Raw genomic sequence first — 24,512 nt, forward strand, 5'->3', positions numbered from 1 at the left:
AGCCCGTGGCCCTGCCCGGGCCCGCGCCGGGCCGGGTTCAGCGGCCCGCCCGGGCCCGGCCGACGGACAGCGCCGGGACGTCCGGCCGGCCCGTGGGCCGGGCCGCCGACCGCGGCCCGGCCGCCGGGCCGGGTGCCGGGCCCGGCCGGCGCGCCAGTGCCCGGCACGGCCCGGGCCGGCCGTCAGCCGTGGCGGGAGCCCGGGCGCGGCCCGTCGCCCGGTACGGCCCGCCGTTGTCGGCCGAGCGCGCCGCAGGCGTTACGCGTCGCCGCCGGCCGCGCCCGGGTCGGCTGCCGTGACGTCCAGCAGCTGGTAGCGGTCCACCGCCTGCTTCAGTACCGAGCGGTCGATCTTGCCCTCCCTGGCGAGCTCGGTGAGCGTCGCCAGGACCACCGACTGCGCGTCGATGTGGAAGAAGCGCCGCGCCGCACCGCGCGTGTCCGCGAAGCCGAAGCCGTCCGCGCCCAGCGAGGTGTACGTGCCGGGCACCCAGCGCGAGATCTGGTCCGGGACCGACCGCATCCAGTCGGACACCGCCACGAACGGACCCTCCGCACCCGACAGCTTCCGCGTCACGTACGGGACGCGCTGCTCCTCCTCCGGGTGGAGCAGGTTGTACTCCTCCACCTCGACGGCCTCGCGGCGCAGCTCGTTCCAGGAGGTCGCCGACCAGACGTCCGCCCGGACGTTCCAGTCCGCCGCCAGCAGCCGCTGCGCCTCCAGCGCCCACGGCACCGCCACGCCCGAGGCCATGATCTGCGCCCCGACCGTGCCCGACGTCCCCGTCGACACCCGGTGGATGCCCTTGAGGATCCCGTCCACGTCGACGTCCGCCGGCTCGGCCGGGTGCTGGATCGGCTCGTTGTAGACCGTCAGGTAGTAGAAGACGTCCTCCGCCTCCGGCCCGTACATCCGCCGCAGACCGTCCTGGACGATGTGCGCGATCTCGTAGCCGTAGGCCGGGTCGTACGCGACGCAGCCCGGGTTCGTCGAGGCCAGCAGCTGGGAGTGACCGTCGGCGTGCTGGAGGCCCTCACCCGTCAGGGTGGTCCGGCCCGCGGTCGCGCCGAGGACGAAACCGCGCGCCAACTGGTCGGCCATCTGCCAGAACTGGTCACCCGTGCGCTGGAAACCGAACATCGAGTAGAAGACGTAGACCGGGATCAGCGGCTCGCCGTGCGTCGCGTACGCCGAACCCGCGGCGATCAGCGAGGCCGTGCAGCCCGCCTCCGAGATGCCGTCGTGCAGCATCTGGCCGGTCGGGGACTCCTTGTACGCGAGCAGCAGGTCGCGGTCGACCGCCTCGTACTGCTGGCCCAGCGGGTTGTAGATCTTGGCGCTCGGGAAGAAGGCGTCCATACCGAACGTGCGGTACTCGTCGGGCGCGATCAGCACGAAGCGCTTGCCGATCTCCTTGTCCCGCATCAGGTCCTTCAGGATGCGGACGAAGGCCATCGTGGTGGCGATCGACTGCTGGCCCGAGCCCTTCTTGGCGGCCGCGTACGTCGCGTCGTCCGGCAGCTGCAGCGGCTTGGCGCGCACGACGCGGGTCGGCACGTAGCCGCCCAGCGCGCTGCGCTGGTCGTGCATGTACTGGATCTCCGGCGACTTCGGGCCCGGGTGGTAGTACGGCGGGGCGCCGCTCTCCAGCTGCGCGTCCGTGATCGGGATGTGCAGGCGGTCGCGGAAGCGCTTGAGGTCGTCGACCGTCAGCTTCTTCATCTGGTGCGTCGCGTTGCGGCCCTCGAAGTTCGGGCCGAGCGTCCAGCCCTTGACCGTCTGCGCCAGGATCACCGTCGGCTGGCCCTTGTGGGCCTTGGCCGCCGCGTAGGCAGCGTAGACCTTCTTGTGGTCGTGGCCGCCGCGTCCCAGGTGCTGGATCTGGTAGTCGGTCATGTTCTCGACCATCGCGCGCAGTCGCTGGTCGCCGCCGAAGAAGTGCTCACGGATGTACGCACCCGATTCGGTGGCGTACGTCTGGAACTGCCCGTCCGGGGTGGAGTTCATCTTGTTGACCAGGATGCCGTCGCGGTCCTGGGCCAGCAGCGGGTCCCAGGAGCGGTCCCAGATCAGCTTGATGACGTTCCAGCCGGCGCCCCGGAACTGCGACTCCAGCTCCTGGATGATCTTGCCGTTGCCGCGGACCGGGCCGTCGAGGCGCTGCAGGTTGCAGTTGACCACGAACGTCAGGTTGTCCAGGCCCTCGCGAGCGGCGATGGACAGCTGGCCGAGCGACTCCGGCTCGTCCATCTCGCCGTCACCGAGATACGCCCAAACGTGGGACTTGGAGGTGTCCGCGATCCCGCGCGCCTCCATGTACCGGTTCATCCGGGCCTGGTAGATCGCCCCGAGCGGGCCGAGGCCCATCGAGACGGTCGGGAACTCCCAGAAGTCCGGCATCAGCCGCGGGTGCGGGTAGCTGGAAAGGCCGTACGGGGCCTTCGACTTCTCCTGCCGGAACGCGTCGAGCTGCTGCTCGGTGAGCCGGTCCAGGAGGTAGGCGCGGGCGTAGATGCCGGGTGAGGCGTGGCCCTGGAAGAAGATCTGGTCGCCGCCGTCGCCCTCGTCCTTGCCCCGGAAGAAGTGGTTGAAGCCCACGTCGTAGAGGGAGGCGGAGGAGGCGAACGTGGCGATGTGACCGCCGACGCCGATGCCCGGACGCTGGGCGCGCGAGACCATGACGGCCGCGTTCCACCGGGTGGCGTTCAGGACCTTGCGCTCGATCTCCTCGTTGCCGGGGAAGAACGGCTCGTCCTTGGTGGCGATCGTGTTGACGTAGTCCGTGCTGCGCATCTCGGGCACGGCCACGCGCTTCTCGCGGGCCCGCTCGATCAGCCGCAGCATGAGGTAGCGGGCGCGTTCACGGCCCCGCTCGTCGACCGCTGCGTCCAGGGAGTCGAGCCACTCCTGCGTCTCCTCCGGATCGAAGTCCGGGACCTGACTCGGCAGGCCGCCAATGATGATCGGATTGCGATCGGATGCGGAAGCCACGCTGTTCCTTCGCTGTCGGGGGAGTCGTGCCTTTTGGGTTCGCCGCCTCCCATGGTCTTACGCTCGGCCGAGATCGTCATCTTTACCGCTGGGTAATCCCTGGAGTCGGCAGGGAACGTAGGGGGAGGACAACGGAGGGATCGGTGGCGGTTCCGGCCAAATCGCAACCTTACGCCCAAGCCGGTCACCACCTTCGTAAGGCCGTTCGTCCCTCAAACAGGTAGGAAAGTCCTCATGCGATGCCGAATCAGCTGGAATGGTGTGGGATGAATCACCAGAGGTCCGTGCGGGAAGGCTGAAAGTTGCGGCGAGACGGCCGCAATCGTCACCGTTTCGACGGTCTCGGCGGCCGGGTACTTGCGCGATCCGCCGCGCCCGTGTGGACTACGCCCAATGCTGCGCGTACGCGCGCCGCCGAAGACATTCACCGAACATGAGCAGGAGGCACCCCGTGAGCGCGACCGCGGACCACGCGGAGAGCCTGGCCGCCCGGCTGGGTTTCCAGTCCGAACAGGTGGTCCAGGAGATCGGCTACGACGACGACGTCGATCAGGAATTCCGTGATGCCGTCGAGGAGCTCGTCGGCGAACTCGTCGACGAGGAGTACGACGACGTCGCCGACGCGGTCCTGCTGTGGTTCCGGGAGGACGACGGCGACCTGACGGACGCGCTGGTCGACGCCACAGAGCTGGTCGAGGACGCCGCCCTGATCCTGCTGCTGACCCCCAAGACGGGCCGTGACGGCTACGTCGAGGCCAGCGACATCAGCGAGGCCGCCGAGACGGCCGGCCTGTCGCAGACCAGGAGCATCAGTGTCGGCAAGGAATGGGCCGCCACCAAGCTGGTGACGCCCAAGACCGCGGCCAAGACCAAGCGCTGAGCCGCACCGCAGCCGAGCGGACACGCAACCGCACCCCGCCGACCCGGTGATCCCGGTCGGCGGGGTGTGTGCGTTCCCGGCTCTGGGGGCCCCAGGCCCTAGGCTTTGACTCACCCGAACAGCCCAACGCAGGGATGCGGGAACGAAGGGATGCGAGAGATGGGACACGAGGTCGGCGACAAGGCTCCGGACTTCGAGCTCAAGGACAACCACGGCGCGACGGTGCGGCTCTCCGACTTCCGGGGGGAGAAGGCCGTCGTGCTGCTCTTCTACCCGTTCGCCTTCACCGGCGTCTGCACGGGCGAGCTGTGCGAGCTGCGCGACCAGCTCCCGCGCTTCCAGAACGACGACGTGCAGCTCCTCGCGGTCTCCAACGACTCCGTGCCGACCCTGCGGGTCTTCGGCGAGCAGGAGGGCCTCGAGTACCCGCTGCTGTCGGACTTCTGGCCGCACGGCGAGACCTCCCGCGCCTACGGCGTCTTCGACGAGGAGAAGGGCTGCGCGGTCCGCGGCACCTTCATCATCGACAAGGACGGCGTCGTGCGCTGGACGGTGGTCAACGGTCTGCCCGACGCCCGTGACCTGAACGAGTACATCAAGGCTCTCGACAGCCTCTGAAAACCCCTTACGGGGCGGGAACCCGTCACTAGGATCGAAACGTTGATCCGATAGCAACCGCACGACGGGGCACTGCCCCACACAGAACCCAATGGAGGACCCGTGGGAGTCAGCCTCAGCAAGGGCGGCAACGTCTCGCTGACCAAGGCCGCGCCTAACCTGACGGCGGTCATCGTCGGTCTGGGCTGGGACGCTCGCACCACCACCGGCGTCGACTTCGACCTCGACGCCAGCGCGATCCTGACCAACGACCAGGGCAAGGTCGCCAGCGACGCGAACTTCGTCTTCTTCAACAACCTGAAGAGCCCCGACGGCTCCGTCGAGCACACCGGTGACAACACCACCGGTGAGGGCGAGGGCGACGACGAGGCGATCAAGGTGAACCTCGCCGGCGTCCCCGGCGATGTCGCGAAGATCGTCTTCCCGGTGTCGATCTACGAGGCCGAGGCCCGCCAGCAGAGCTTCGGCCAGGTCCGCAACGCGTACATCCGCGTCGTGAACCAGGCCGACAACACCGAGCTCGCCCGCTACGACCTCTCCGAGGACGCCTCGACCGAGACCGCCATGGTCTTCGGCGAGCTGTACCGCAACGGTGCGGAGTGGAAGTTCCGTGCCATCGGCCAGGGTTACGCCTCGGGCCTGCGCGGCATCGCGCAGGACTTCGGCGTCAACGTCTGATCTGATCCGAGAGCAGTCCGACCGTCCGGCGCCGTGCACTGTGTGTACGGCGCCGGACCGGCTTCCGCCACCAGTACGCGGCGTCAGGCCGTCATCACACCGCCGTCACACCGTCGTCCGGGGAGGACCACATCATGGGCGTCACACTCGCCAAGGGGGGCAATGTCTCCCTGTCCAAGGCCGCACCGAACCTCACCCGGGTTCTGATCGGCCTCGGATGGGACGCGCGCTCCACCACGGGGGCCGACTTCGACCTCGACGCCAGCGCGCTGCTGTGCAACAGCGGCCGGGTGCTCGGGGACGAGTACTTCGTCTTCTACAACAACCTCAAGAGCCCCGAGGGCTCCGTCGAGCACACCGGCGACAACCTCACCGGCGAGGGTGACGGCGACGACGAGTCGATCATCATCGACCTGACCAAGGTGCCGGCCCAGGTCGACAAGATCGTCTTCCCGGTCTCCATCCACGAGGCGGACACCCGCCGGCAGAGCTTCGGCCAGGTCAGCAATGCCTTCATCCGGGTGGTGAACCAGGCGGACGGCCAGGAGCTGGCACGCTACGACCTCTCCGAGGATGCCTCCAGCGAGACCGCGATGATCTTCGGCGAGGTCTACCGCTATGGCGGCGAGTGGAAGTTCCGGGCGGTGGGGCAGGGGTACGCGTCGGGGCTCAGGGGCATCGCTCTAGACTTCGGGGTCAACGTTTCGTAAAGCCGTACAAGACGCATGGGGTGCCAGGTGCCAGTGGTTCTGAAAACCTTCGGCTGGTCGTTCGCCATCACGGCGATCGGCCTCGCCTTTGCCGCGTGGCAGTGGGGGTGGGAGGCGTTCGGGGTCGTACTGATCCTGTCGATCCTCGAGATCTCGCTGTCCTTCGACAACGCGGTCGTCAATGCCGGAATCCTGAAGAAGATGAACGCCTTCTGGCAGAAGATCTTCCTCACCGTCGGCATCCTGATCGCCGTCTTCGGAATGCGGCTGGTCTTCCCGGTGGCGATCGTCGCCATCAGCGCCAAGGTCGGTCCCATCGAGGCGATCGAGCTGGCGCTGGACGACCCCAATCAGTACGAGGCCCTGGTTACGGACGCCCACCCGGCCATCGCCGCCTTCGGTGGCATGTTCCTGCTGATGATCTTCCTCGACTTCATCTTCGAGGACCGGGACATCAAGTGGCTCCAGTGGCTGGAGCGCCCGCTGGCCAAGCTCGGCAAGGTCGACATGCTGTCGGTCTGCATCGCCCTGATCGCGCTGCTGGTCTCGGCGATGACCTTCGCGGTCAACGCGCACACCAGCGCCGGCCACGCGGACAAGTCCGCCACCGTGCTGCTCGCCGGCGTCGCCGGCCTGATCACCTACCTCATCGTCGGCGGCCTGTCCTCGTACTTCGAGGACAAGCTGGAGGAGGAAGAGGAGCGCGAGCAGGAGGAAGAGGAGAAGGCCAAGGCCGAGGGCAAGCCCGTCTCCGCCGTCGGCCTCGCCGGCAAGGCCGCGTTCTTCCTCTTCCTCTACCTTGAGGTCCTCGACGCATCGTTCTCCTTCGACGGGGTCATCGGCGCGTTCGCCATCACGAACCACATCTTCTGGATGGCGCTGGGTCTGGGCATCGGCGCCATGTACGTCCGTTCGCTCACGGTCTACCTGGTCCGCCAGGGCACGCTGGACGACTACGTCTACCTGGAGCACGGCGCGCACTACGCGATCGGCGCGCTCGCCGTGATCCTCCTGGTCACCATCGAGCACGAGATCAACGAGGTCGTCACCGGCCTCGTCGGAGTGGTCCTCATCGCGGCCTCCTTCTGGTCCTCGGTGCGGCGCAACAAGAAGCTGGAACTGGAGGGTTCCGCCGCCGAGGCATGACCGCGGCGGTAATGCGGAACGCTCCATTGCGGGGCGGCCCAGCGGGTCCACGGACCCGGCGGGCCGCCCCGCTTTCCGTACGTATCCAGGGGGGTAGGGGATGGGTTTCTTCGACGGCATCATGGGCAGCCGGGCCGGCCAGTTCCAGTCGGGCAGCGCCTCGACGAACGCGATCGAGCTGACCAGGCGACATCCGACGGTGTCGCTCACCAAACAGGGGGCGGTACACGGCAATCTGCGCGTCAACCTGTCCTGGCGCATGCGCACCTCGGACATCGGCGGCCGCTCGGGCCAGAGCGGTCAGCTGTTCCGGCACCCGTTCAAGCTCTTCAAGCCCGACATGGTGCAGGCGCACACCCAGGGCATGGTCAACGTCGACCTCGACCTCGGCTGCCTCTACGAGCTCACCGACGGCACCCGGGGCGCCGTGCAGCCGCTCGGCAACCTCCTCGGCGACATCAACGACCCGCCGTACGTGAAGCTCAGCGGCGACGACCGGTTCGGATCGGCGTCCGGCGAGACCCTCTACGTCAACCTCGACCACGCCGACGAGATCAAGCGGCTGCTGTTCTTCGTCTACATCTACGACCAGACCCCGGCCTTCGACCGGACCCACGCCCTGGTCACCCTCTTCCCGAGCTCCGGACCGCGCATCGAGATCGCGCTGGAGGAGCGCCATCCGGAGGCCCGCTCCTGCGCCGTGGTGTCCTTCGAGAAGGTGAAGGGCGAGCTGATCGTGCGGCGCGAGGTGAAGTTCGTCTACGGGTTCCAGGCCGAGCTGGACCGGCTGTACGGCTGGGGGCTCCAGTGGGGGCGGGGCTACAAGAGCACCAAGGCCTGACGCCTGACGCCTGGCGCCTGGGACCGGCGGGGCGGGCTGCGGGGCGTATCCAGCCTCGCCGGCGTTTGAGGCGCGGGGTCCGGGGCGGAGCCCCAGGTTTTCCGGCCGGGCCGCACCCTCCAGCCCGTCCGGCGTTCGAGGACCGGGTACGGGCGGAGCCCCCACGCGGCGGAGCCGCATATTCGGTACGCCGGGAAGGGGCGGGGTGGGGGAAGGCCCCGCGCTGCGGCCCCGCCCTGGGCCGGCCCGAGTGGTGGGCCCCGCCGGGGCCGGGCGTCGTGCGGCGTCAGCGGCGGATGAACTGGGGGCCCTGGATCGGCAGGCGGAACGTCGGGTCGCCGCCCGGGCTCGGGACCGGGGCCGGGGAGACCGGCTGGGGGTACCCGTAGGCGGGCTGGACGGCCGGCGGGGCCTGCGTGGGCGGGGCCATGGCCGCCGTCTGCTCGGAAGTGGGTCCGGTGGAGGGCTGGGGCGCCGCCTCGGGGGCGTTCTCGTCGACCGAGATGCCGTGGTCGGTCGCCAGGCCGACGAGGCCGTTGGAGTAGCCCTCGCCGAGCGCGCGGAACTTCCACCCCTCGCCCCGGCGGTAGAGCTCCCCGCAGATCAGCGCCGTCTCGGCGCCGGTCTCGGGCCGTACGTCGAAGTAGGCCAGCGGCTCGGAGCCGCCGGTCGGGGAGGCGTCGTAGAGCAGGATCCGCAGGTCGCGCACCCGCTCGAAGGGGACGTCCTCGGCGGAGGCGACCACCAGGATCCGGTCCACGCCCGGGGTCACCGTGCGCAGGTCCGCCTGCACGGCGTCGGTGATCGCGTCGCCGAGCTGCTTCTTGCCGAGCCGCCAGACGGCGCCGGAGGGGTGCCGGGGCTGGTTGTAGAAGACGAAGTCCTCGTCCGAACGCACCCGGCCGTCGGGGCCCACGAGCAGCGCGGAGGCGTCCACGTCCGGAACGTCGGGGCCGCCGGTCCAGCGCAGCACCGCCCGGACCGCCACGGCGGCCACCGGGATGTTCGAGCCCTTCTGCATCGAGTGCGTCATGCCCGTCATCCTGCCCTCCCGGGGTGGAGCGGGACAATGCGGCCCCCCGTAAGGCCTTGTCTCAAACGAAAGAGCTGGGCATGGTGCAAGGGGGTTACCTGAACTTCATGTGCTTGAGGAATTTTTGACCCACGTTCGTACGTACTATTACCGGCCACGCCAGTTGGGCCGCCGAGGCGAGTACGGGGGAAGCACATGCGTCACTTTGGGCACATATCGCCCAGCGTCCGTAAGGACCTCTTCCACCAGGAACCGGCGGAATTCACAGGGGACTCTCCCGCCCGGATCCTGGCGGCGGCGCTCGGCGCCACGCTGTACAGCCCCGCGACCCGCCCCGCCCTTGCCGCGGACATCCGCAAGCAGGCCGGCCGCGGCGTCGTCTCCATGGTCCTCTGCCTGGAGGATTCCATCAGCGACGCGGACGTCGCCGGTGCCGAGGAGAACCTCGTCCGGCAGTTCGCCGCGCTCGACGCGGACGAAGCGGAGTTCCCGCTGATCTTCGTCCGCGTCCGCACGCCCGAGCAGATTCCCGACCTGGTGCAGCGCCTCGGGGGCACCGTGCGGCACCTGGCCGGATTCGTGCTCCCGAAGTTCACGGAGAGCCGCGGCACCGCCTTCCTCGAGGCCGTCGCCGAGGCGGAAGCCGCGAGCGGACGGTCCCGGCTGTACGCGATGCCGGTCCTGGAGACCCCGGACCTCCTCCACCTCGAAACCCGCGTCGCGGCCCTCGCGGGCATCTCCCGTACGGTCAATGCCCACCGCGAACGCGTCCTGGCCCTGCGGCTCGGCGTGACCGACTTCTGCTCCGCCTACGGGCTGCGGCGCACCCCCGACATGACCGCCTACGACGTCCAGATCGTGGCGGGCGTCATCGCGGACGTGGTGAACGTGCTGAGCCGCGCCGACGGCACCGGCTTCACCGTCACCGGCCCGGTCTGGGAGTACTTCCGCAGCCAGCAGCGCCTCTTCAAGCCCCAGCTGCGCCGCAGCCCCTTCCTGGAGGAGGGCGTGGAGGAACTGCGCACGGCGCTCATCGAGCACGACCTGGACGGGCTGCTGCGCGAGATCGAGCTCGACCGGGCCAACGGGCTGCTCGGCAAGACCTGCATCCACCCGGCCCACGTCACGCCCGTCCACGCGCTGTCGGTGGTCTCCCACGAGGAGTTCAGCGACGCGCAGGACATCCTGCGCCCCGAGCGCGGCGGCGGCGGAGTGATGCGTTCCGCCTACACGAACAAGATGAACGAGGTGAAGCCCCACCGGGCCTGGGCCGAGCGCACCATGCTGCGCGCCGAGGTCTTCGGTGTGGCGAAGGAGGAGGTCGGCTTCGTCGACCTCCTCACGGCCGGGCTCCAGGTGTGAGCGGGCCGGTGACGGAGCTGGGTACGAGGGAAGGCAAGAAGATCGACACGGTGTGGTCGGGAACGTGGGTCGCGGACCGCCTGGGAGTGCGGCTGGACGACGCCGAGGAGGCGGCCGGGAGCCCGCGGCTCACCGAACTCCTCGGGCTGGCGCTGCGGCGCAACCCCAAGCGGGCGCACCTGCTCGTCTCGCAGGTGCTGGGCAAGCACGTCCCGCAGTCCCCGCGGACGGTGTACGACGCCGGCTACGGGCTCGGACAGCGCGTACGGGCCCTGCTCGGCGAGGACGCGGCCGCCTCGGCGGTGGTCCTCGGCTACGCGGAGACCGCCACCGGGCTGGGCCACTGCGTGGCCGACGGCCTGGGCCCGGCCCCCTACCTGCACTCCACCCGCCGGCCCGTCGAGGGCGTGGAGCAGGCGGGCGGCTTCGAGGAGTCCCACTCGCACGCCACCTCGCACCTGCTGCTGCCCGAGGACCCGAAGCTGCTCGCGGGCTCCGGGGCGCTGGTCCTGGTCGACGACGAGTTCTCCACCGGCAACACCGTCCTGAACACCATCCGCGACCTGCACGCCCGCCACCCGCGCACCCACTACGTCGTCGTGGCGCTGGTCGACATGCGCTCCCCGGCCGACCGCGACCGCCTCTCGGCCTTCGCTGCCGAGATCGGTGCCCGCGTGGACCTCATATCCCTGGCCTCGGGCACCGTTCTCCTCCCGGAGGGGGTGCTGGAACGGGGCCAGGCGCTGGTGGGGGAGCACGAAGCCGCCGCCGAGGTTCCGAGCGAGGCCGGGCAAATCCAGCCCCTCCAGGGGGTACCTCCCAGCGGTAGCTGGGGGAGTTTGAGGAGCGGGGTCCGGGGCGGAGCCCCGGCAGACGGCCCGCAGCCGGTCACGCGCGTCGCGCTGGCCTGGCCCACCGGCGTCCCCGACGGCGGCCGCCACGGCTTCACGGCGACCCACCGCGCGGAGCTGGAGGCGGCCCTGCCCGCGATGACCGCCCAGCTCGCGGCAGCGCTCGGCGCGGACGCCGGCCGGGTCCTCGTACTCGGCAACGAGGAGCTGATGTACGCCCCCCTGCGCCTGGCCAAGGCCCTGGAGGAGGCCGGCGCGGCCCGCGAGGTCCGGTTCTCCACCACCACCCGCTCGCCGGTGCTCGCCGTCGACGACCCCGGCTACGCCATCCGCACCCGGCTCGTCTTCCCGGCCCACGACACCCCCGCCGACGGCCCCGGCGACCGGTACGCCTACAACGTCGCCGGAGCCGGCTTCGACGCCGTCGTCGCCGTCGTCGACTCGGCCGGCGACACCCCCGAACTCCGCACCGGCCTGCTCGACGCCCTCGCCCCGCACACCGGCCGCGTCGTGCTCGCGGTGGTCCCTTCCTACGTACCCGACCGGCAGGAGCCGATCATGCCCGAGCCCCTGCGCGGCCCCGACTTCTCCTCGTACGCCGCCGAGGACGTCGGCTGGCTGCTCCAGGACTTCTCCGACGTCGAACTGGAGGCCCCGACGGAGGAGCGCGAGGAAGCGATCCAGGCGGGCGGCGCGCACTACGCCGAGTCCCTGCCCGTCGAGTACCAGCCCTCCCCGCAGTACCAGGAGCTCTACCAGAGCGCGCTGAAGGCCTCCGCCGCTCGCATGGCCAAGGCCGTCGGCACGGTCACCGAGACCGTCCTCGCCGAGCGCACCCCCTCCCCGGTCCTGGTCTCCCTGGCCCGCGCCGGCACCCCCGTCGGCGTGCTGATGCGCCGCTGGGCCCAGGCGCGGCACGGCCTGGACCTGCCGCACTACGCCGTCTCCATCGTGCGCGGCCGCGGCATCGACGCCAACGCCCTGCGGTGGCTGGCCGCCCACCACGACCCGGCCGACGTCGTCTTCGTCGACGGCTGGACGGGCAAGGGCGCCATCACCCGCGAACTGCGCGTGGCCCTCGGCGAGTTCGAGGGCTTCAACCCGGAGATCGTGGTCCTGGCCGACCCGGGCTCCTGCGTGGAGACGTACGGCACCCGGGAGGACTTCCTGATCCCCTCCGCCTGTCTCAACTCCACGGTCTCCGGCCTCATCTCGCGTACGGTGCTGAGGTCCGACCTGGTCGGACCCGCCGACTTCCACGGCGCGAAGTTCTACCGCGAGCTCGCCGGAGCCGACGTCTCCGTCGACTTCGTCGACACCGTCGCCGCCCACTTCGACGAGGTGGCCGACGCCGTCGACGACGAGGTCAAGGAACTCCTCGCGGCCGACCGCACGCCGACCTGGGAGGGCTGGGCGGCCGTCGAGCGGATCAGCGAGGAGTACGGCATCCACGACGTCAACCTCGTCAAGCCGGGCGTCGGCGAGACCACCCGCGTGCTCCTGCGCCGGGTCCCGTGGAAGATCCTGGCGCAGCGCGGCGCCGGGGCCGACCTGGACCACGTACGGCTGCTCGCCGAGCAGCGCGGGGTCCCGGTGGAAGAGGTCGACGGGCTCCCCTACACCTGCGTGGGACTCATCCACCCCCGATTCACGCGCGGCGCCACCGGCGCCGACGGAAAGGCTGTGGCCTCGAAGTGACTGTCCTCGTAGCCAGTGATCTCGACCGTACGCTCATCTACTCGACGGCCGCGCTCGGCCTGACCATGCCCGACCCGGTGGCCCCGCGGCTGCTGTGCGTCGAGGTCCACGAGAGCAAGCCGTTGTCCTACATGACGGAGACGGCGGCGACGCTGCTCGCGGAACTCAAGGACGACCCCTCGGTCGTCTTCGTCCCCACCACCACCCGCACCCGCAAGCAGTACCAGCGCATCCGCTTCCCCGGCCGCCCCGCCCCGTACGCGATCTGCGCGAACGGCGGTCAGCTGCTGGTCGACGGGGTGCCCGACCGGGACTGGCGGCGCGCGGTCGCCGGGCGGCTCGCGGAGGAGTGCGCGCCGCTGGAGGAGGTCCACGGGCACCTGCAGGCCGTGGCCGACCCGGCGTGGCTGCGCAAGACGCGGGTCGCGGAGGACCTGTTCGCCTACCTGGTCGTCGAGCGGGCCCTGGTGCCCGACGAGTGGCTCAAGGCGCTGACCGAGTGGGCCGAGGCCCGCGGCTGGACGATCTCGCTCCAGGGCCGGAAGATCTACGCCGTCCCGCGCCCGCTGACCAAGAGCGCGGCCATGCGCGAGGTGGCCCGCCGCACCGGCGCCACGGCCACCCTCGCCGCCGGCGACTCGCTGCTGGACGCGGACCTGCTGCTGGCGGCGGACCGGGCCTGGCGCCCGGGCCACGGCGAGCTGGCGGACGCGGGCTGGACGGCGCCGAACGTGACGGCCCTGACGGAGGCCGGAGTGGCGGCAGGTGAGGAAATCGTCCGCGCATTCAGCCGGGCGGTTGCGACACTGTCCGCATGACCAAGGGCAATACGACCAAGATCACGGACGAGCTCTACCGGTACATGCTCGACCACAACCCCCCGCTGGACGCGATCCAGCGGGGGCTGGTGGAGACGACGTACGCCACCTTCCCCGACGTCGCGGGAATGCAGTCGGCGGAGGAGCAGGGGCCGCTGCTGGCCTTCCTGGTCCGGCTGACGGGAGCCCGCCACATCGTGGAGATCGGCACCTTCACCGGCTTCTCCACCCTCTCCATGGCGCAGGCCCTCCCCGAGGACGGCCGGATCATCGCCTGCGACATCTCCGAGAAGTGGACCGCGTACGGCCGCGAGGCCTGGGCGAAGGCCGGCGTCGCGGACCGCATCGACCTGCGGATCGCCCCGGCGCTGGACACCCTGCGGGCCATGCCGGCGCAGCCGCACGTCGACATGGCCTACATCGACGCCGACAAGGAGAGCCAGATCGCGTACTGGGAGGAACTCGTGCCGCGGCTGCGTCCGGGCGGCCTGATCGTCACGGACAACACCCTGTTCCACGGCACGGTCGTCGACGAGTCGGCCACCGGCTCCTCGGCGCGAGGCGTCCGCGCCTTCAACGACCACGTCTCCGCGGACACCCGCATGGAGTCGGTCCTGCTGGCGATCTCGGACGGCCTCACGCTCTCCCGCAAGCGCTAGGCCGTCCCCGTTCGGCTCTCAGCCGCAGCCCCCTCCACCACAGCAGCCCCCGCCCCCGCCGCCCATCGCGGGCGCGGGGGCACTGCTCGTCCCGCCGACGGCGACGGCGGAGAGCAGCTTGACGGTGTCGGCGTGCCCGGCGGGGCAGTCGGCGGGGGCGGACGACTCGGCCATGGGCCGGCTGACCTCAAAGGTGTCGTCACAGGTCCGGCAGCGGAATTCGTATCGAGGCATGGCCACAGGGTAGGCGGTGGCAGGCGGAGTCCTACACCCGTGCGGTCCGCTCCCCCCGATCCTCGCGAGCCGCCTGCTCGGGGTGGCGGGCGCGCCAGTACGGATTGTCGTGCGGCAGGGCACTGCCCACCCGCCCGTACATCCCGAACCACATCAGCATCACGCCGACGACGAAGCTGAACAGCACGTTCTGGATGTGGAACGCGAGGAAGTTGAAACCGGTGTCCAGCAGGGCCAGATTCACGAAGCCGCTCAGGATGAACGCCACCCCGAGCACGATGTTCAAGGTGGAGGCGAAGGTTCCGCCGATCACCATCCCGACGAACAGCAGCCCGCCGATGCAGATCGACAGGACGCTCAGCGCGCCGTTGGTGTTCAGGGCGAGCACCGTGTCGCCGCCCGTGTCGAAGAACCCGATCCGGTCGATGAGCCCCAGGACCCCGAAGGCGACGAGCAGCAGCCCGGTCAGGCCGGCGCCGACCCGGTAGATCTTGCTGAGCTTGTGGTCGGTGGGCAGGTGCTCGTCGAGGCGGGCGTTGACGGGGTGCATGACGCGGCGCATCCATGCGTGGGACACGTGGGGCGCGCTGGGCGCCTGGTTCTCGTGCGGCATGTAAGGCGCGTAGTGCTCGTGGGGCTCGGTGCACCCGTAGAGCGCGTGCGGCACGTAGGACTCCTGGGACGCAGGAGGCGCCTGGGCCGTACGGCCCGTACGGCCCGTACGAGACCTGCGGAGACCGTGGGACGAGTGCGACGTGTGGAAAGCGTGGGCAGCCATACCGCCCTCCTCTGCTCCGTTCCCGGAACCTCCAGCATCCACCGCTGCCCACCCCGGGACAACTCCGGAACCCGGGGACCGGGGGACCGGGGGACTCCGGGTCCCGGCGGCGCCTGCCCGGCGGTGGCCGCCCGGCGGCGGCCGCCCGGCGGCGGCCGCCCGGCGGTGGCCGCCCGGTGTCGCGCTACCCGCTGGCGCCTGCCTGGTGGCGCCTGGCCTGCCCGGTGTCGCCCGTCCGGTGGCGCCCGTCCGGCGGCGGCCGCCCGGTGTCGCGCTACCCGACGTCGCCTGCCTGGTGGCGCCTGGCCTGCCCGGTGTCGCCCGTCCGGTGTCGCCCGTCCGGTGTCGCCCGTCCGGCGGCGGCCGCCCGGTGTCGCGCTACCCGACGTCGCCTGCCCGGCCTCGCCTGCCCGCTGGCGCCTGCCCGGCTTCGGCTACCCGACGGCGCGCTGGTCCCGGATGTCCGACACCACCCGGCCCACCGCCACCCGGACCTCCTCCATCTCCTGCAGGAAGTGCCAGTAGTCGGGGTGCCGCCCCTCCAGCCCGGCCAGCGCCCGCGCCACCCGCGCCACCGACTCGTCCAGCGGCCGCGCGTGCCGCGGATCGGGCACGCTGCGGCCCGCCATCGCCAGCCGCTGCGCGTCCCGGATCGCGAACCTGGTCCGGTCCACCTCCGCCTGCGGATCCCGCGCCACCGCCTCCAGCCGGGTCAGCCGGTCCTGCGCCGCCGACACCGCCTCGTCGGTCGCGTCCAGCGAGGTACGGACCGCCTCGATCAGCGCCGCCACGTCGGCCCAGCGCTGCTCGTCCCGCGCCCGCCCGGCCTCGAACAACCGGTCCTCCGCCTCCGCGACGTCCCGCACCGCCTGGTCCGGCACGTGCTGCAGGTCCTGCCAGCACGCCGCCGCGAACCTCCGGCGCAGCTCGCTCAGCACCGGATCCACCCGGTCCGCCCGGTTGCGCAGGGCCTGCGCCCGCGTACGCAGGCTCACCAGCCGCCGGTCGATCTCCGCGGCCCGCTCCGGGAGCCGCGCCGCCTCGGCCCGTATCGCCTCCGCGTCCCGCAGGATCCGGTCCGCGCGCTGCACGGTCTCCTGCACCCCGTGCACGGCCGCGCCCTGGTTCAGCTTGGTCAGCTCCGGCCCCAGCGCGGCGAGCCGCGCCGCCAGGTCGTCGGCCCGCATCCCCTTGGCCCGTACGGCGTCCAGCGCGTCGCTCGCCCCGATCAGCGCCGCCTTGGCCCGCTCCCGGGCCGGCGCGACCCGCGCCAGCTGCGTCTCCGCCTTGTCCAGCAGCGGCTGCAGCCCCTGCGCGAACCGGTCCAGCTCCCCCTTGACCCGCACCAGCTCGTCCCGGGCCCGCGTCAGCTGCTCCCGGGCGCGCGCGGCGACCGAAGCCTCCAGCTCCGCCCGGTCCAGGTCGTGCGCGTCGACCGCCTCGATGTACACGTGGCTGACCTGATCGATCCGCTGCCCGAGCGCCGCGAAGCCCTCGCTCGCCTGTCGCGCGGCGGGCGACCCGTCGGCCGCCGCGATGGTCTCGATGGAGATCCGCAGATCCCGCTGCGCGGTGTCCAGCTCGTAGAACGCCGCGGCGGCGGCATCCTTCGCCGCCTGCGCGTCAGCCCGCCGACTCTCGTCCCGCCCGCCGAACCAACGCCGGGATGCCGTCGTCACAATCCCTCTCCCGTACCGCGTCCGCGCCAGCCGTGCCCCGGTCCATTCTCCCCCACGAGAACGGGTTTGCGTGGGGGGTGTGCCCGGCATGTAGGCTGTCCACTCATCCACGGGTGCGTAGCTCAGGGGTAGAGCGCTGCTCTTACAAAGCAGATGTCGGCGGTTCGAAACCGTCCGCGCCCACCAACACGAAGGCCCCCAACCAATCACGGTTGGGGGCCTTTGACGGCTATGAGTGACGGCAGTACCTCACTCACCGGCGGGACGCTCATCGTCCTTCCCGAGGGCACACCCGCACGCCGGGGCCGGCGTCGTGAACCGGATGGCCCAGATCGGCTACTGCACGGACGCCCTTGCCGACTTGTTGTATGCCGTGACGGGGTTCGAACCCGTGGAGATGAGGTGGCTACTCCGGCGCCAGGAGCTGGACGTGTCCATCGCCATCTACCAGTTCCCGGACGGAGCGACGAGCTGGGGGTCGCCCGACGAGACGGGCGGCACTCTTTCCTGGAGCTCAACCCAGCCCCGTAGCGCGCTGGGCCACACGGTGATGGAAGCGGCCGAGCCCGTACTGCGGGATCACGGTGAGGACGGCTACCTGGAGAAGTGGATGGGGCACCCGTTCCCCGTCGCCGCTCTGCAGCACCTTCGGCGGCTGCATTAGCGAGACGACGGCTGCCGGCACGAGCGGTGCCGGAACGACCTTGAGCACTGACATCTCACACGAGGCTCAGCGGCACAGTCCCATGATGATGTCGTCGAAGTCGGGGAACTCCTGCGCGGCCTCCGCGATGATCGCCGGTGCCGCTGCCCGCCGGTCGGGAGCGTGCTGCTCCGCGAGGGCTGCTAGGTCCTCGTTGACCTGCGGAGTCCAGTCGGGCTCGGGTTCGTGGAAGGCGGCCGCTTCCCACGGGCCGAAGCCGTCGGCCAGCAGCCAGAGGAAGGCGCCTAGGTCGCGGGCGACGACGCCGGTCTCTCCTTCGGAGCCCATGAAGACAACGGGCTGCTCTGCCAGGTCCCGGCCGGGGCGGATGAGCCAGAAGGCCGCGTTCCCGCCGGTGCCGTCCTGGCCGAAGACACGGAAGTCATCGCCGGTCAGGTGGCTGTTGCCCGTCCACGCACGGAGCCAATCCGTTGTGTCGTCGGCAGTCACGAAGGACTCGTAGGGCTCGAAGTCCACGCCGTCCTCGCCCATGCAGTCGAGGCGGACCGCCATGGCAGCAGCGAGCGCAGGGGGAAACCGGCGGTCTTCGTTCGGGATCATGTGAACAGATTAGTGACCGCTCGGGAGGCCCACGATGCGTCTGGCATCACTGACTGTGCACGGTGGCGGCCGACAGAGGGGCTTCCCGATGTTCTCGATGATCCCGTGATCCGGTGACAGGCTCAGAGATCGGATGAGGCGTCCGTCCTCCCACACGGCGAACGCCAGCCAGTCGACCACGCTGTGCATGGCGTGCAGGATCAGCCGTCGGCCGGCACTCGCCGCCACAAGGTGCTCAGGAAGGCGTGACGGGAAATCGATCATCACGCGTCGATCGCAGACGATCTCCACGCCCGGCCGGCCGGCCGGCCGCGTAGGCCGTTCCGTCGGGGGGATAGACGCCCTCCCCGAGCACCGAGGCCTCAGCCACTTCGATCTCACAGCCCGGATACAGGCGCCGCATCATGAGGGACGTCTGCTCCAAGTCCGGCGCACCCACCTGTCGCAGCAGGCTCGGCACATCGCCGTCGGCATACACGAGCAGACCGGTCTTGGCTCCCAAGGGCCCTCCCCACAACGCAACGTTCCATCGTGGTCGCACCGTATCCCTCGGGTCTGACAGCAACGGACCGCCGCGGTCGGGCCCTTCCCGTGCCCGTTCGGCCGGGAACACGTGCGCGCGGCCGGCGCAGGCAGGTCACTCTTGGCCATCGGCGGAGCCTGACCGTCGGTTGGGTCCCGGGGCCAGCCCCGGGCCGCCCCCGGACAAAGCCAGGGATGCAGCCGCACTACAGAGCTGGACACCTCGGAAGCCGACCGCGCGCAGCCGCACCCTAATCGGCAGCACTGACAGGCATTTCCGCGGACTGCGCGTTCAAGAGCGTGTACCAACCCGTCGCGGCGGGCGCGCGTGTCGGCGGAGGCCTTGCTCGCGCTTGCCGCGCCAGTCGCGGGCCAGAGTGACGTGCCCCGTGGAGCGCGGCGCCGACGTCGCTTCGGTGCCGAGGCCCCCGCCGGGGTTGGCGGGGGCCTCGTGTGGCGGTCAGGCGTTGGGGCGCTTGCCGTGGTTGGCCTTCTTCTTCTTGCGGGCGCGCTTCTTGTTACCTCGCTTGGCCATACTGGACATCTCCCTGGAATTGGGGATCTTTCATGGCTTCGTCAGTCTAGGTTCCGGGGCGCTTGAACTCCACCGGGCCGCCGTTCATCTGGATCGTGCCATCCGCGTGGAGTACAGGGCGGCGTTCCGTCATGCGGGAGCTGTACGCCTCGATGTGGCGGATGGCCGCGCCGTTCGGGGTGGTGAAGTCGACCAGGGCGATGGCCACCCAGTAGCGGGTCTTGGTGTTCTCGTAGAGGGGCACCGTCACGGTGGAGCCGCGGCCGTCCGTGACGACCACGTGGGCGCCGAAGCTGCGGAAGGAGCCGAAGCCGTTGCTGACGGCAGAGTATGCGCAGAGCAGGACGTAGCCCTGTTCCTCCGGGCGGGTGATGCGGAGGGTTTCGCAGCCGGGTTCGCGGGCGTCGCCGTCCAGCTTGATGAACGGGGGTTCGGTGAGGGAGCCGAGGTCCTTGTAGTAGACGGCTTTGGAGTCCTTCGGGGAGGTGGGGCCCGTTCGGACGAGGGTGCCGGGTTCCTTGGCGCCGCGCTGGGCCTGCGCGGCCGGTACGAACAAGGCGTAGAGGTCGAGGTCGGCGCCGCGCTTGCGGCGCTGCTCGCTGCCGCCGTCCCACTCCAGGGTGGCGGTGACCACCAGCTCGCGGTCCTGCTTGTCCAGGCTGATGGAGGCCTGGCCGCCCTTGTCCAGGCTGATCTTGCCTAGAGGGGCCTTGAGGAGGGTGGGCGGTGGGGTGGGGGTCGGGGCCGGGGCCGGGGTGGGGTCCGCGGGGGTCACCGTTACGCCGAAGTCCGTGGCCAGGCCCGCCAGGCCGTCCGCGTAGCCCTGGCCGATGGCGCGGAGCTTCCAGCCGGTGCCGCGGCGGTAGATCTCGAGGAGGAGTACGGCCCGTTCGCCGTCGGTGAGGGGCGGCGGGAGGAATTCCACCGGGTCCGTGCCGGCCTGGGCGGCGTGCACCCGTACGTCGCTCACCTCGCGGAACGTGCGGGTGGCGTCGTCGGGGTCGCAGCTCGCGATCAGGACCACCCGGTCCACGTCGGCGGGCAGGGCCGACGGGTCCACCTCGATGCGTTCGGGGCCGGCGGCGTCGGCCGCGCGGTGGCGGACTGCTCCGGACTCGGCCGACGGCTGGTTGTAGAAGACCATGTCGTCGTCCGACCTGACCCTGCCGTCCGCCGTCACGAGGAGGGCGCTGAGGTCCACGGGGGCGCCCGCGCAGTGCAGCGACGCGGTCACCCGCTCCGCCGTGATGGCCGTGTTGCCGCCCTTGCCGAGCACCGTCATACCCGTACACCCCCGCGCGTCGAGACCGCCCAGGCCACTGTGCCACACGGCTCCGACCCCTTGGCCGGGCTACGGGGGCATGGGATCGTCGGGGGCGGGCGAGCGGGTGAGCGGGTGGCTCGGAGGTGGGGGAGTGGCCGTGTTCGAGAGGGTCTGGGGGAAGGCGTTCGAGCGGCGGCGGGACGAGGAGCGGGCACGGCTCCTCGCGCGGCTCGCGGAGGGGGCGGCCGCAGGCCCGGCCGTGGAGCCGGCCGTGCCCGGGCAGCGGGTGGGCGGGTCGAAGTTCCAGGACGTGGGTGCCGTACGGCCGCCCCTGGGGCCATCGGAGGAGCGGCGGGACGAGTTCACGCCCCTCCTCGTCGAGTACTACGCCTACGGGCTGACGCAGGCCCGCAGCAGTTTCGCGACCAGCCAGCGGTTCGCCGGGGCGGGGGCCCTGATCCTGCTCTTCGGGGTGGGACTGGCCGTGTGGAAGGCCGAGACCAGCGGAGACCTCTACCTCGGGATCGTGACCGGATCGGCGGGGCTGGTGGTGACCCTGATCGGGCAGCTGTTCCACCGGCGGGCCGACCTCGCCCTGCGGCACATGGCCGCCCAGACCGCCTCGCTGCGCGACGACCGGCGGGCCGTCGAGAGCATGCGACAGGCTGTCCGGCTGCTCGACGCCGTCGAGGACCCGGAACTGCGGGGGCGGATCCAGGCCGGGCTCATCATGAAGCTGTCCGGGGCGGAACTTCCCCCGGCATAGTGGAGGTATGTGCCGTTCCATCAAGACCCTGCGCCCGCCCTCCATCCCCGAGAAGGCCACCGAGGAGGAGATCCGGGCCGCCGCGCTGCAATACGTACGCAAGGTGTCCGGCTTCCGGGCGCCCGCCGCGCACAACCACGAGGTGTTCGAGGCGGCCGTGGACGCCGTCGCCGAGGCCACGGCGGCGCTGCTCGACGGCCTCCAGGTACGGGGGCAGGCCGCCACCGCCTCGGCGTGACCCGGCCTAGGCCGCTGCGGGGACGGCGTCCTCCCCCAGGGGGACCACCGCGACCGGGCAGGCCGCGTGGAGCAGCACCGCGTTGGTGACCGAGCCCAGGTGCGGGGAGAGCGGGCGCTTGCGGTGGCGGCCGATGACGATCAGGTCGGCGGCCTGCGAGGCGGCGACCAGGTGGCCGGCCGCGTCGCCCGGAGCCGCTGCGAGTTCGACCTCCACCTCCGGGAAACGCTCCGCGTGCGGGCGTACGTGCGCCGAGGCCAGCGCCGTGACCTGGGCGGTCGCGGCCGTCTCGTCGTGCACCGCCGTGCCGATGGCCCCCACGGCGGTGACCGCCGGGGCCGGCCAGGGATGCGCCACCACCACCTGGAGGCGGGCCCGGCGCAGGGCCGCCTCGCGGAAGGCGAAGAAGGTGGTGCTGTCGTCCGGGGACGCGCTGTTCACGCCGAGCACGACCTGACCGTACGGGTCCCGGGCCGACGGCCCGGCGCGCGGTACGACGACCACGGGGCAGGCGGCGCGGCTCGCACAGGCCAGTCCGTTCGAGCCGAGCAGCAGGCTCGCGAAGCCGCCGCGGCCGCGCGAGCCGAGGACCATCACGCGGGCGTCCTCGCCGAGGCCGGGGAGCACGTGGTCGGGGGTGCCGGGGTGGGAGGCGTACGAGATCGGGGGCAGGCCGGCGCGGCCTTCGAGGGCGCCGCGGACCCGGACGAGCACGGGGTCGTCGCCGACGCCGTCCTCGGTGGGCGGCGCGCCCAGGGCGAAGCCGATCGAGTTCATGTAGAGGCGGGCGTGCACGATGCGCAGGGGTGCGCCCGCCAGGAGGGCCTGGGAAATGGCCCACTCCAGCGCCCGGTTGCCGTTCTCGGAACCGTCGACGGCGGCGATCACGGGGCGCTGGTCTGTCATGGCGGGCTCCTCGCAGGGCGGAAGGTCTCGTGGCTTCAGCCTTGCGGAGGCGGGCGCGGGGCGGGAGTGGGGAAGGTCCCGAGAAGGGCGGGACCAACGGCCACCCCCGCGGTGGGGGTTGGGGGCGGAGGGGTGGTCAGCCGGCCGAGCGGCGGCGCAGCAGCCACACCCCGGTGCCGAGCGCCCCGGCGGCGAGGGCTCCGCCCGCGGCGATCTGACCCGGGCTCATGGAACCGATGCTGCCGCCCGTCCCGCCGCGCGCGGCGCCCGAGATGACCTGGAGCGGGATGGTGACGCGCTCGCCGCCGGGGCCGCCACACTCGAAGACGACCCGGTGGGTGCCGGTGAAGGCGTTGCGGAAGACGGTGGCGCTGCCGAAGAGGTTGGTGGTGTTCAGGTTGCCCGGGGTCAGCCGTACCTCGCCGAAGGCGGTGGAGGTGACCCGTGCGGTGCTGGTGCCGCAGCCGTCGACGTTGAGGGCGACGCGGCCGCCGGGGGCGACGGTGCTGGGGGAGACGGTGGCGGTGGGGTAGGCGTAGGCGAGCGTGGCGGGGGTGAGGGCGGCGGCGAAGGCCGCGGCGGCGACGGCCGTGACGCGGGTGCGGGTGCGGGTGCGGGTGCGGTGGGGCTGGGGCTGGGGCTGGGCGGGGGGCTTGGCGTGCGGCGGCGGCTTGGCGTGCATGGAGAGAACTCCTCGGGCTCCTCGAAACGGCGCGGCCAGGGCACGGATGTGACGCGGATTCGGTTGCGCACCGTACTTCGGACGCTAGGAGCCCGACCGGGCCGCGGCGCGCGGGGCCGGGTGAACGGGTGAGCCGCTGCTCCGCCCGGGGGAGCCGGACGCCTCCGGCGCGGTGGGCGGTGGTACGTGGGCCGCCGTTCCGGGCCGGCGGGGCGTGACCCCACGCGCCGCCCCTGCGGCCGGTGCGTGCGCGCCTGCGGCTCGTGGGTGCGTGGCTGGGGTCGGCGCCTGCGTGGCTGAGGGGGCGTCCGTGCGGGGAGGTGCAGTGTGTCTGCGGCTGGTGGTCGCGTGGCTGGGGGTTCGTGCGTGCGTGGTGGGGGCGGCGCCCGTGTGGCTGCGGCTCGTGCCTGCTGGATACGGTGGCGCACCTACGCACGTCGCCCGCCCGTTTCCCCGGTCCGCCAGGCCCTGGCCTCCATCGGTCCGGTCGACGGTCCGCCGCGCCCTGGTCCGGCCGGCCTTCGCTCGCCCTGGCGCTGCCGCCTTGCGTACGGACGTGCGTCCGCCTTGGTCTGCCCTGCCCCGCCTCGGGTGGGATGTCCCGGGCGGGCGGCTCACCGTGGGGCCCGCGGGGTCAGGTCGCCGTCGTGGGGTGGGGGCGGCGGAGGAGGAAGGCGGCCAGGGCGCCGGCTGCGAAGAGGGCCACCAGGGAGAGGGCCGTGCCGAGCCATTGGGTGCCCAGCCACTGGGTGCCGAAGTAGCCGAGGGCCACGCTGTAGCCCGCCCAGGCCATGCCGGCCAGCACCGACCACGGCAGGAAGTCCTTCACCTTGCGGTGGGTCTTGCCCGCGCCCAGCGACACCACCGAGCGGCCGGCCGGGGCGAAGCGGGCGATCACGACGAGGGCGCCGCCGCCGCGGGCCAGTGCCGTGCCCAGGCGCTCGTGGGCCCGGGTCAGCCGGCGGGAGCGGGCGATGGCGCGGTCCAGCCGGGCCCCGCCGCGCCGGGCCAGCCGGAACGCCGCCATGTCGCCCAGTACCGACGCGGTCGTGGCGATCACCAGCAGGGCCAGGATGTCCGGCACCTGGGTCGTGACCGGTACGGGCCCCGCCGCGCCGGCCGCCGCCGCCGCGGCCGCCGCGGTGATGACCAGGACCCCGCTCGGCAGGACCGGGAGGAAGACGTCGAGCACGACGGACACCGCCACCACGGCGTAGATCCATGGGCTCGCGGTCAGCGACCCCAGAGTCTCAAACAAGGCGGGACTCCCCAGTCCGGTTGACGTGCTGCGGCGTGAAGCGCCGCGACGTCGCGGGGGAGCGGCAGGAGCGGCTGACAGCCATACAGCCTACGCCCGGC

Annotated in this window: 23 protein-coding genes, 1 tRNA gene and 1 pseudogene; 14 read left to right on the forward strand and 11 right to left on the reverse strand. The window is 71.6% G+C overall.

What is annotated here, in order from left to right; genetic code table 11:
• Window positions 1-258: 258 nt before the first annotated feature.
• Window positions 259-2,991: a pyruvate dehydrogenase (acetyl-transferring), homodimeric type gene (gene aceE / locus AB0O21_RS22390; RefSeq protein ID WP_365173015.1), complete on the reverse strand. Its 2,733-nt coding sequence runs from the start codon at window positions 2,989-2,991 to the stop codon at window positions 259-261.
• A gap of 451 nt (window positions 2,992-3,442) precedes the next feature.
• Here aceE and AB0O21_RS22395 point away from each other — a divergent pair, with 451 nt between their 5' ends.
• The 6 genes from AB0O21_RS22395 (at window position 3,443) to AB0O21_RS22420 (ending at window position 7,864) form a co-directional block, all read left to right on the forward strand.
• Window positions 3,443-3,871, forward strand: a complete 429-nt coding sequence (locus tag AB0O21_RS22395) for a DUF3052 domain-containing protein (RefSeq protein WP_365173017.1) — start codon at window positions 3,443-3,445, stop codon at window positions 3,869-3,871.
• Window positions 3,872-4,030: 159 nt separating this feature from the next.
• Window positions 4,031-4,489 carry a peroxiredoxin gene (locus AB0O21_RS22400; RefSeq protein ID WP_365173018.1) on the forward strand — a complete coding sequence of 153 codons (459 nt, stop codon included), beginning with the start codon at window positions 4,031-4,033 and terminating at the stop codon, window positions 4,487-4,489.
• Between the two features lie 102 nt (window positions 4,490-4,591).
• Entirely contained in the window at window positions 4,592-5,167 is a 576-nt protein-coding gene (locus AB0O21_RS22405; protein WP_365173020.1) for a TerD family protein, read from the forward strand.
• 134 nt (window positions 5,168-5,301) lie between these two features.
• Window positions 5,302-5,877 carry a TerD family protein gene (locus tag AB0O21_RS22410; RefSeq protein WP_365173022.1) on the forward strand — a complete coding sequence of 192 codons (576 nt, stop codon included), beginning with the start codon at window positions 5,302-5,304 and terminating at the stop codon, window positions 5,875-5,877.
• Between the two features lie 33 nt (window positions 5,878-5,910).
• On the forward strand, window positions 5,911-7,023 hold the full coding sequence (locus tag AB0O21_RS22415) for a DUF475 domain-containing protein (protein ID WP_365173065.1): 1,113 nt from the start codon (window positions 5,911-5,913) through the stop codon (window positions 7,021-7,023).
• Between the two features lie 100 nt (window positions 7,024-7,123).
• Window positions 7,124-7,864: a Tellurium resistance gene (locus tag AB0O21_RS22420; protein ID WP_365173024.1), complete on the forward strand. Its 741-nt coding sequence runs from the start codon at window positions 7,124-7,126 to the stop codon at window positions 7,862-7,864.
• Between the two features lie 286 nt (window positions 7,865-8,150).
• Here the strand turns inward: AB0O21_RS22420 and AB0O21_RS22425 are convergent, their stop codons facing one another.
• Window positions 8,151-8,897 carry a TerD family protein gene (locus tag AB0O21_RS22425; RefSeq protein ID WP_365173025.1) on the reverse strand — a complete coding sequence of 249 codons (747 nt, stop codon included), beginning with the start codon at window positions 8,895-8,897 and terminating at the stop codon, window positions 8,151-8,153.
• Between the two features lie 195 nt (window positions 8,898-9,092).
• Here AB0O21_RS22425 and AB0O21_RS22430 point away from each other — a divergent pair, with 195 nt between their 5' ends.
• From AB0O21_RS22430 to AB0O21_RS22445, 4 genes are read left to right on the forward strand one after another with little or no spacing between them, the layout of a single operon-like run.
• Entirely contained in the window at window positions 9,093-10,259 is a 1,167-nt protein-coding gene (locus tag AB0O21_RS22430) for an HpcH/HpaI aldolase/citrate lyase family protein (RefSeq protein WP_365173027.1), read from the forward strand.
• A gap of 8 nt (window positions 10,260-10,267) precedes the next feature.
• A complete protein-coding gene (locus AB0O21_RS22435) occupies window positions 10,268-12,808 on the forward strand; it encodes a phosphoribosyltransferase (protein WP_365173028.1) in 2,541 nt (846 codons plus the stop codon).
• Window positions 12,805-13,626 (forward strand): HAD family hydrolase, encoded by an 822-nt coding sequence (locus tag AB0O21_RS22440; RefSeq protein WP_365173029.1) that lies wholly within the window; start codon window positions 12,805-12,807, stop codon window positions 13,624-13,626. The genes AB0O21_RS22435 and AB0O21_RS22440 overlap by 4 nt, the downstream gene beginning before the upstream one ends.
• On the forward strand, window positions 13,623-14,285 hold the full coding sequence (locus AB0O21_RS22445; RefSeq protein WP_365173030.1) for an O-methyltransferase: 663 nt from the start codon (window positions 13,623-13,625) through the stop codon (window positions 14,283-14,285). Before AB0O21_RS22440 ends, AB0O21_RS22445 begins: the two co-directional genes overlap by 4 nt.
• An 18-nt stretch (window positions 14,286-14,303) precedes the next feature.
• Here the strand turns inward: AB0O21_RS22445 and AB0O21_RS22450 are convergent, their stop codons facing one another.
• The 3 genes from AB0O21_RS22450 to AB0O21_RS22460 form a co-directional block, all read right to left on the reverse strand.
• Window positions 14,304-14,519, reverse strand: a complete 216-nt coding sequence (locus AB0O21_RS22450) for a zinc ribbon domain-containing protein (RefSeq protein WP_329386049.1) — start codon at window positions 14,517-14,519, stop codon at window positions 14,304-14,306.
• Between the two features lie 31 nt (window positions 14,520-14,550).
• Window positions 14,551-15,081 (reverse strand): DUF4383 domain-containing protein, encoded by a 531-nt coding sequence (locus AB0O21_RS22455; RefSeq protein ID WP_365173067.1) that lies wholly within the window; start codon window positions 15,079-15,081, stop codon window positions 14,551-14,553.
• A 650-nt stretch (window positions 15,082-15,731) separates the two neighbouring features.
• Window positions 15,732-16,976 carry a hypothetical protein gene (locus tag AB0O21_RS22460; RefSeq protein WP_365173031.1) on the reverse strand — a complete coding sequence of 415 codons (1,245 nt, stop codon included), beginning with the start codon at window positions 16,974-16,976 and terminating at the stop codon, window positions 15,732-15,734.
• 111 nt (window positions 16,977-17,087) lie between these two features.
• On the opposite strand from AB0O21_RS22460, the gene AB0O21_RS22465 reads away from it, so the two are divergent.
• Window positions 17,088-17,162 (forward strand) — tRNA-Val (locus tag AB0O21_RS22465).
• Between the two features lie 244 nt (window positions 17,163-17,406).
• Window positions 17,407-17,640 carry a hypothetical protein gene (locus AB0O21_RS22470; RefSeq protein ID WP_365173032.1) on the forward strand — a complete coding sequence of 78 codons (234 nt, stop codon included), beginning with the start codon at window positions 17,407-17,409 and terminating at the stop codon, window positions 17,638-17,640.
• Between the two features lie 66 nt (window positions 17,641-17,706).
• Here the strand turns inward: AB0O21_RS22470 and AB0O21_RS22475 are convergent, their stop codons facing one another.
• The 3 genes and pseudogenes from AB0O21_RS22475 to AB0O21_RS22485 all read right to left on the reverse strand — a co-directional run bounded on the left by AB0O21_RS22475 (window position 17,707) and on the right by AB0O21_RS22485 (window position 20,627).
• Entirely contained in the window at window positions 17,707-18,240 is a 534-nt protein-coding gene (locus AB0O21_RS22475; RefSeq protein ID WP_365173034.1) for an SMI1/KNR4 family protein, read from the reverse strand.
• Between the two features lie 75 nt (window positions 18,241-18,315).
• A pseudogene (locus AB0O21_RS22480) lies at window positions 18,316-18,742 on the reverse strand (hypothetical protein); the annotation flags it as partial.
• A gap of 601 nt (window positions 18,743-19,343) precedes the next feature.
• Window positions 19,344-20,627 carry a TerD family protein gene (locus tag AB0O21_RS22485; protein ID WP_365173035.1) on the reverse strand — a complete coding sequence of 428 codons (1,284 nt, stop codon included), beginning with the start codon at window positions 20,625-20,627 and terminating at the stop codon, window positions 19,344-19,346.
• Between the two features lie 91 nt (window positions 20,628-20,718).
• Here AB0O21_RS22485 and AB0O21_RS22490 point away from each other — a divergent pair, with 91 nt between their 5' ends.
• A complete protein-coding gene (locus AB0O21_RS22490) occupies window positions 20,719-21,327 on the forward strand; it encodes a hypothetical protein (protein WP_365173037.1) in 609 nt (202 codons plus the stop codon).
• A 7-nt stretch (window positions 21,328-21,334) separates the two neighbouring features.
• Window positions 21,335-21,565 (forward strand): DUF2277 domain-containing protein, encoded by a 231-nt coding sequence (locus AB0O21_RS22495; RefSeq protein WP_365173039.1) that lies wholly within the window; start codon window positions 21,335-21,337, stop codon window positions 21,563-21,565.
• A 6-nt stretch (window positions 21,566-21,571) separates the two neighbouring features.
• Here the strand turns inward: AB0O21_RS22495 and AB0O21_RS22500 are convergent, their stop codons facing one another.
• The 3 genes from AB0O21_RS22500 to AB0O21_RS22510 all read right to left on the reverse strand — a co-directional run bounded on the left by AB0O21_RS22500 (window position 21,572) and on the right by AB0O21_RS22510 (window position 24,411).
• The gene (locus AB0O21_RS22500) at window positions 21,572-22,471 is read right to left on the reverse strand and encodes a universal stress protein (RefSeq protein WP_365173041.1); all 900 of its coding nucleotides are present in this window, start codon (window positions 22,469-22,471) and stop codon (window positions 21,572-21,574) included.
• Between the two features lie 136 nt (window positions 22,472-22,607).
• Window positions 22,608-23,153 carry a hypothetical protein gene (locus AB0O21_RS22505; protein ID WP_365173042.1) on the reverse strand — a complete coding sequence of 182 codons (546 nt, stop codon included), beginning with the start codon at window positions 23,151-23,153 and terminating at the stop codon, window positions 22,608-22,610.
• Window positions 23,154-23,787: 634 nt separating this feature from the next.
• Window positions 23,788-24,411, reverse strand: a complete 624-nt coding sequence (locus AB0O21_RS22510; RefSeq protein ID WP_365173043.1) for a VTT domain-containing protein — start codon at window positions 24,409-24,411, stop codon at window positions 23,788-23,790.
• Between the last annotated feature and the right edge of the window lie 101 nt (window positions 24,412-24,512).

This window comes from Streptomyces sp. NPDC091371, from assembly GCF_040684275.1.
Lineage (GTDB): Bacteria > Actinomycetota > Actinomycetes > Streptomycetales > Streptomycetaceae > Streptomyces.

Coding starts and splice junctions, on each gene's coding strand:
- AB0O21_RS22400 (WP_365173018.1), top strand. CDS start 4,031: ATGGGACACGAGGTCGGCGACAAGGCTCCGGACTTCGAGCTCAAGGAC.
- AB0O21_RS22410 (WP_365173022.1), top strand. CDS start 5,302: ATGGGCGTCACACTCGCCAAGGGGGGCAATGTCTCCCTGTCCAAGGCC.
- AB0O21_RS22420 (WP_365173024.1), top strand. CDS start 7,124: ATGGGTTTCTTCGACGGCATCATGGGCAGCCGGGCCGGCCAGTTCCAG.
- AB0O21_RS22425 (WP_365173025.1), bottom strand. CDS start 8,897: ATGACGCACTCGATGCAGAAGGGCTCGAACATCCCGGTGGCCGCCGTG.
- AB0O21_RS22430 (WP_365173027.1), top strand. CDS start 9,093: ATGCGTCACTTTGGGCACATATCGCCCAGCGTCCGTAAGGACCTCTTC.
- AB0O21_RS22445 (WP_365173030.1), top strand. CDS start 13,623: ATGACCAAGGGCAATACGACCAAGATCACGGACGAGCTCTACCGGTAC.
- AB0O21_RS22450 (WP_329386049.1), bottom strand. CDS start 14,519: ATGCCTCGATACGAATTCCGCTGCCGGACCTGTGACGACACCTTTGAG.
- AB0O21_RS22455 (WP_365173067.1), bottom strand. CDS start 15,081: ATGCGCCGCGTCATGCACCCCGTCAACGCCCGCCTCGACGAGCACCTG.
- AB0O21_RS22475 (WP_365173034.1), bottom strand. CDS start 18,240: ATGATCCCGAACGAAGACCGCCGGTTTCCCCCTGCGCTCGCTGCTGCC.
- AB0O21_RS22495 (WP_365173039.1), top strand. CDS start 21,335: ATGTGCCGTTCCATCAAGACCCTGCGCCCGCCCTCCATCCCCGAGAAG.
- AB0O21_RS22500 (WP_365173041.1), bottom strand. CDS start 22,471: ATGACAGACCAGCGCCCCGTGATCGCCGCCGTCGACGGTTCCGAGAAC.
- AB0O21_RS22505 (WP_365173042.1), bottom strand. CDS start 23,153: ATGCACGCCAAGCCGCCGCCGCACGCCAAGCCCCCCGCCCAGCCCCAG.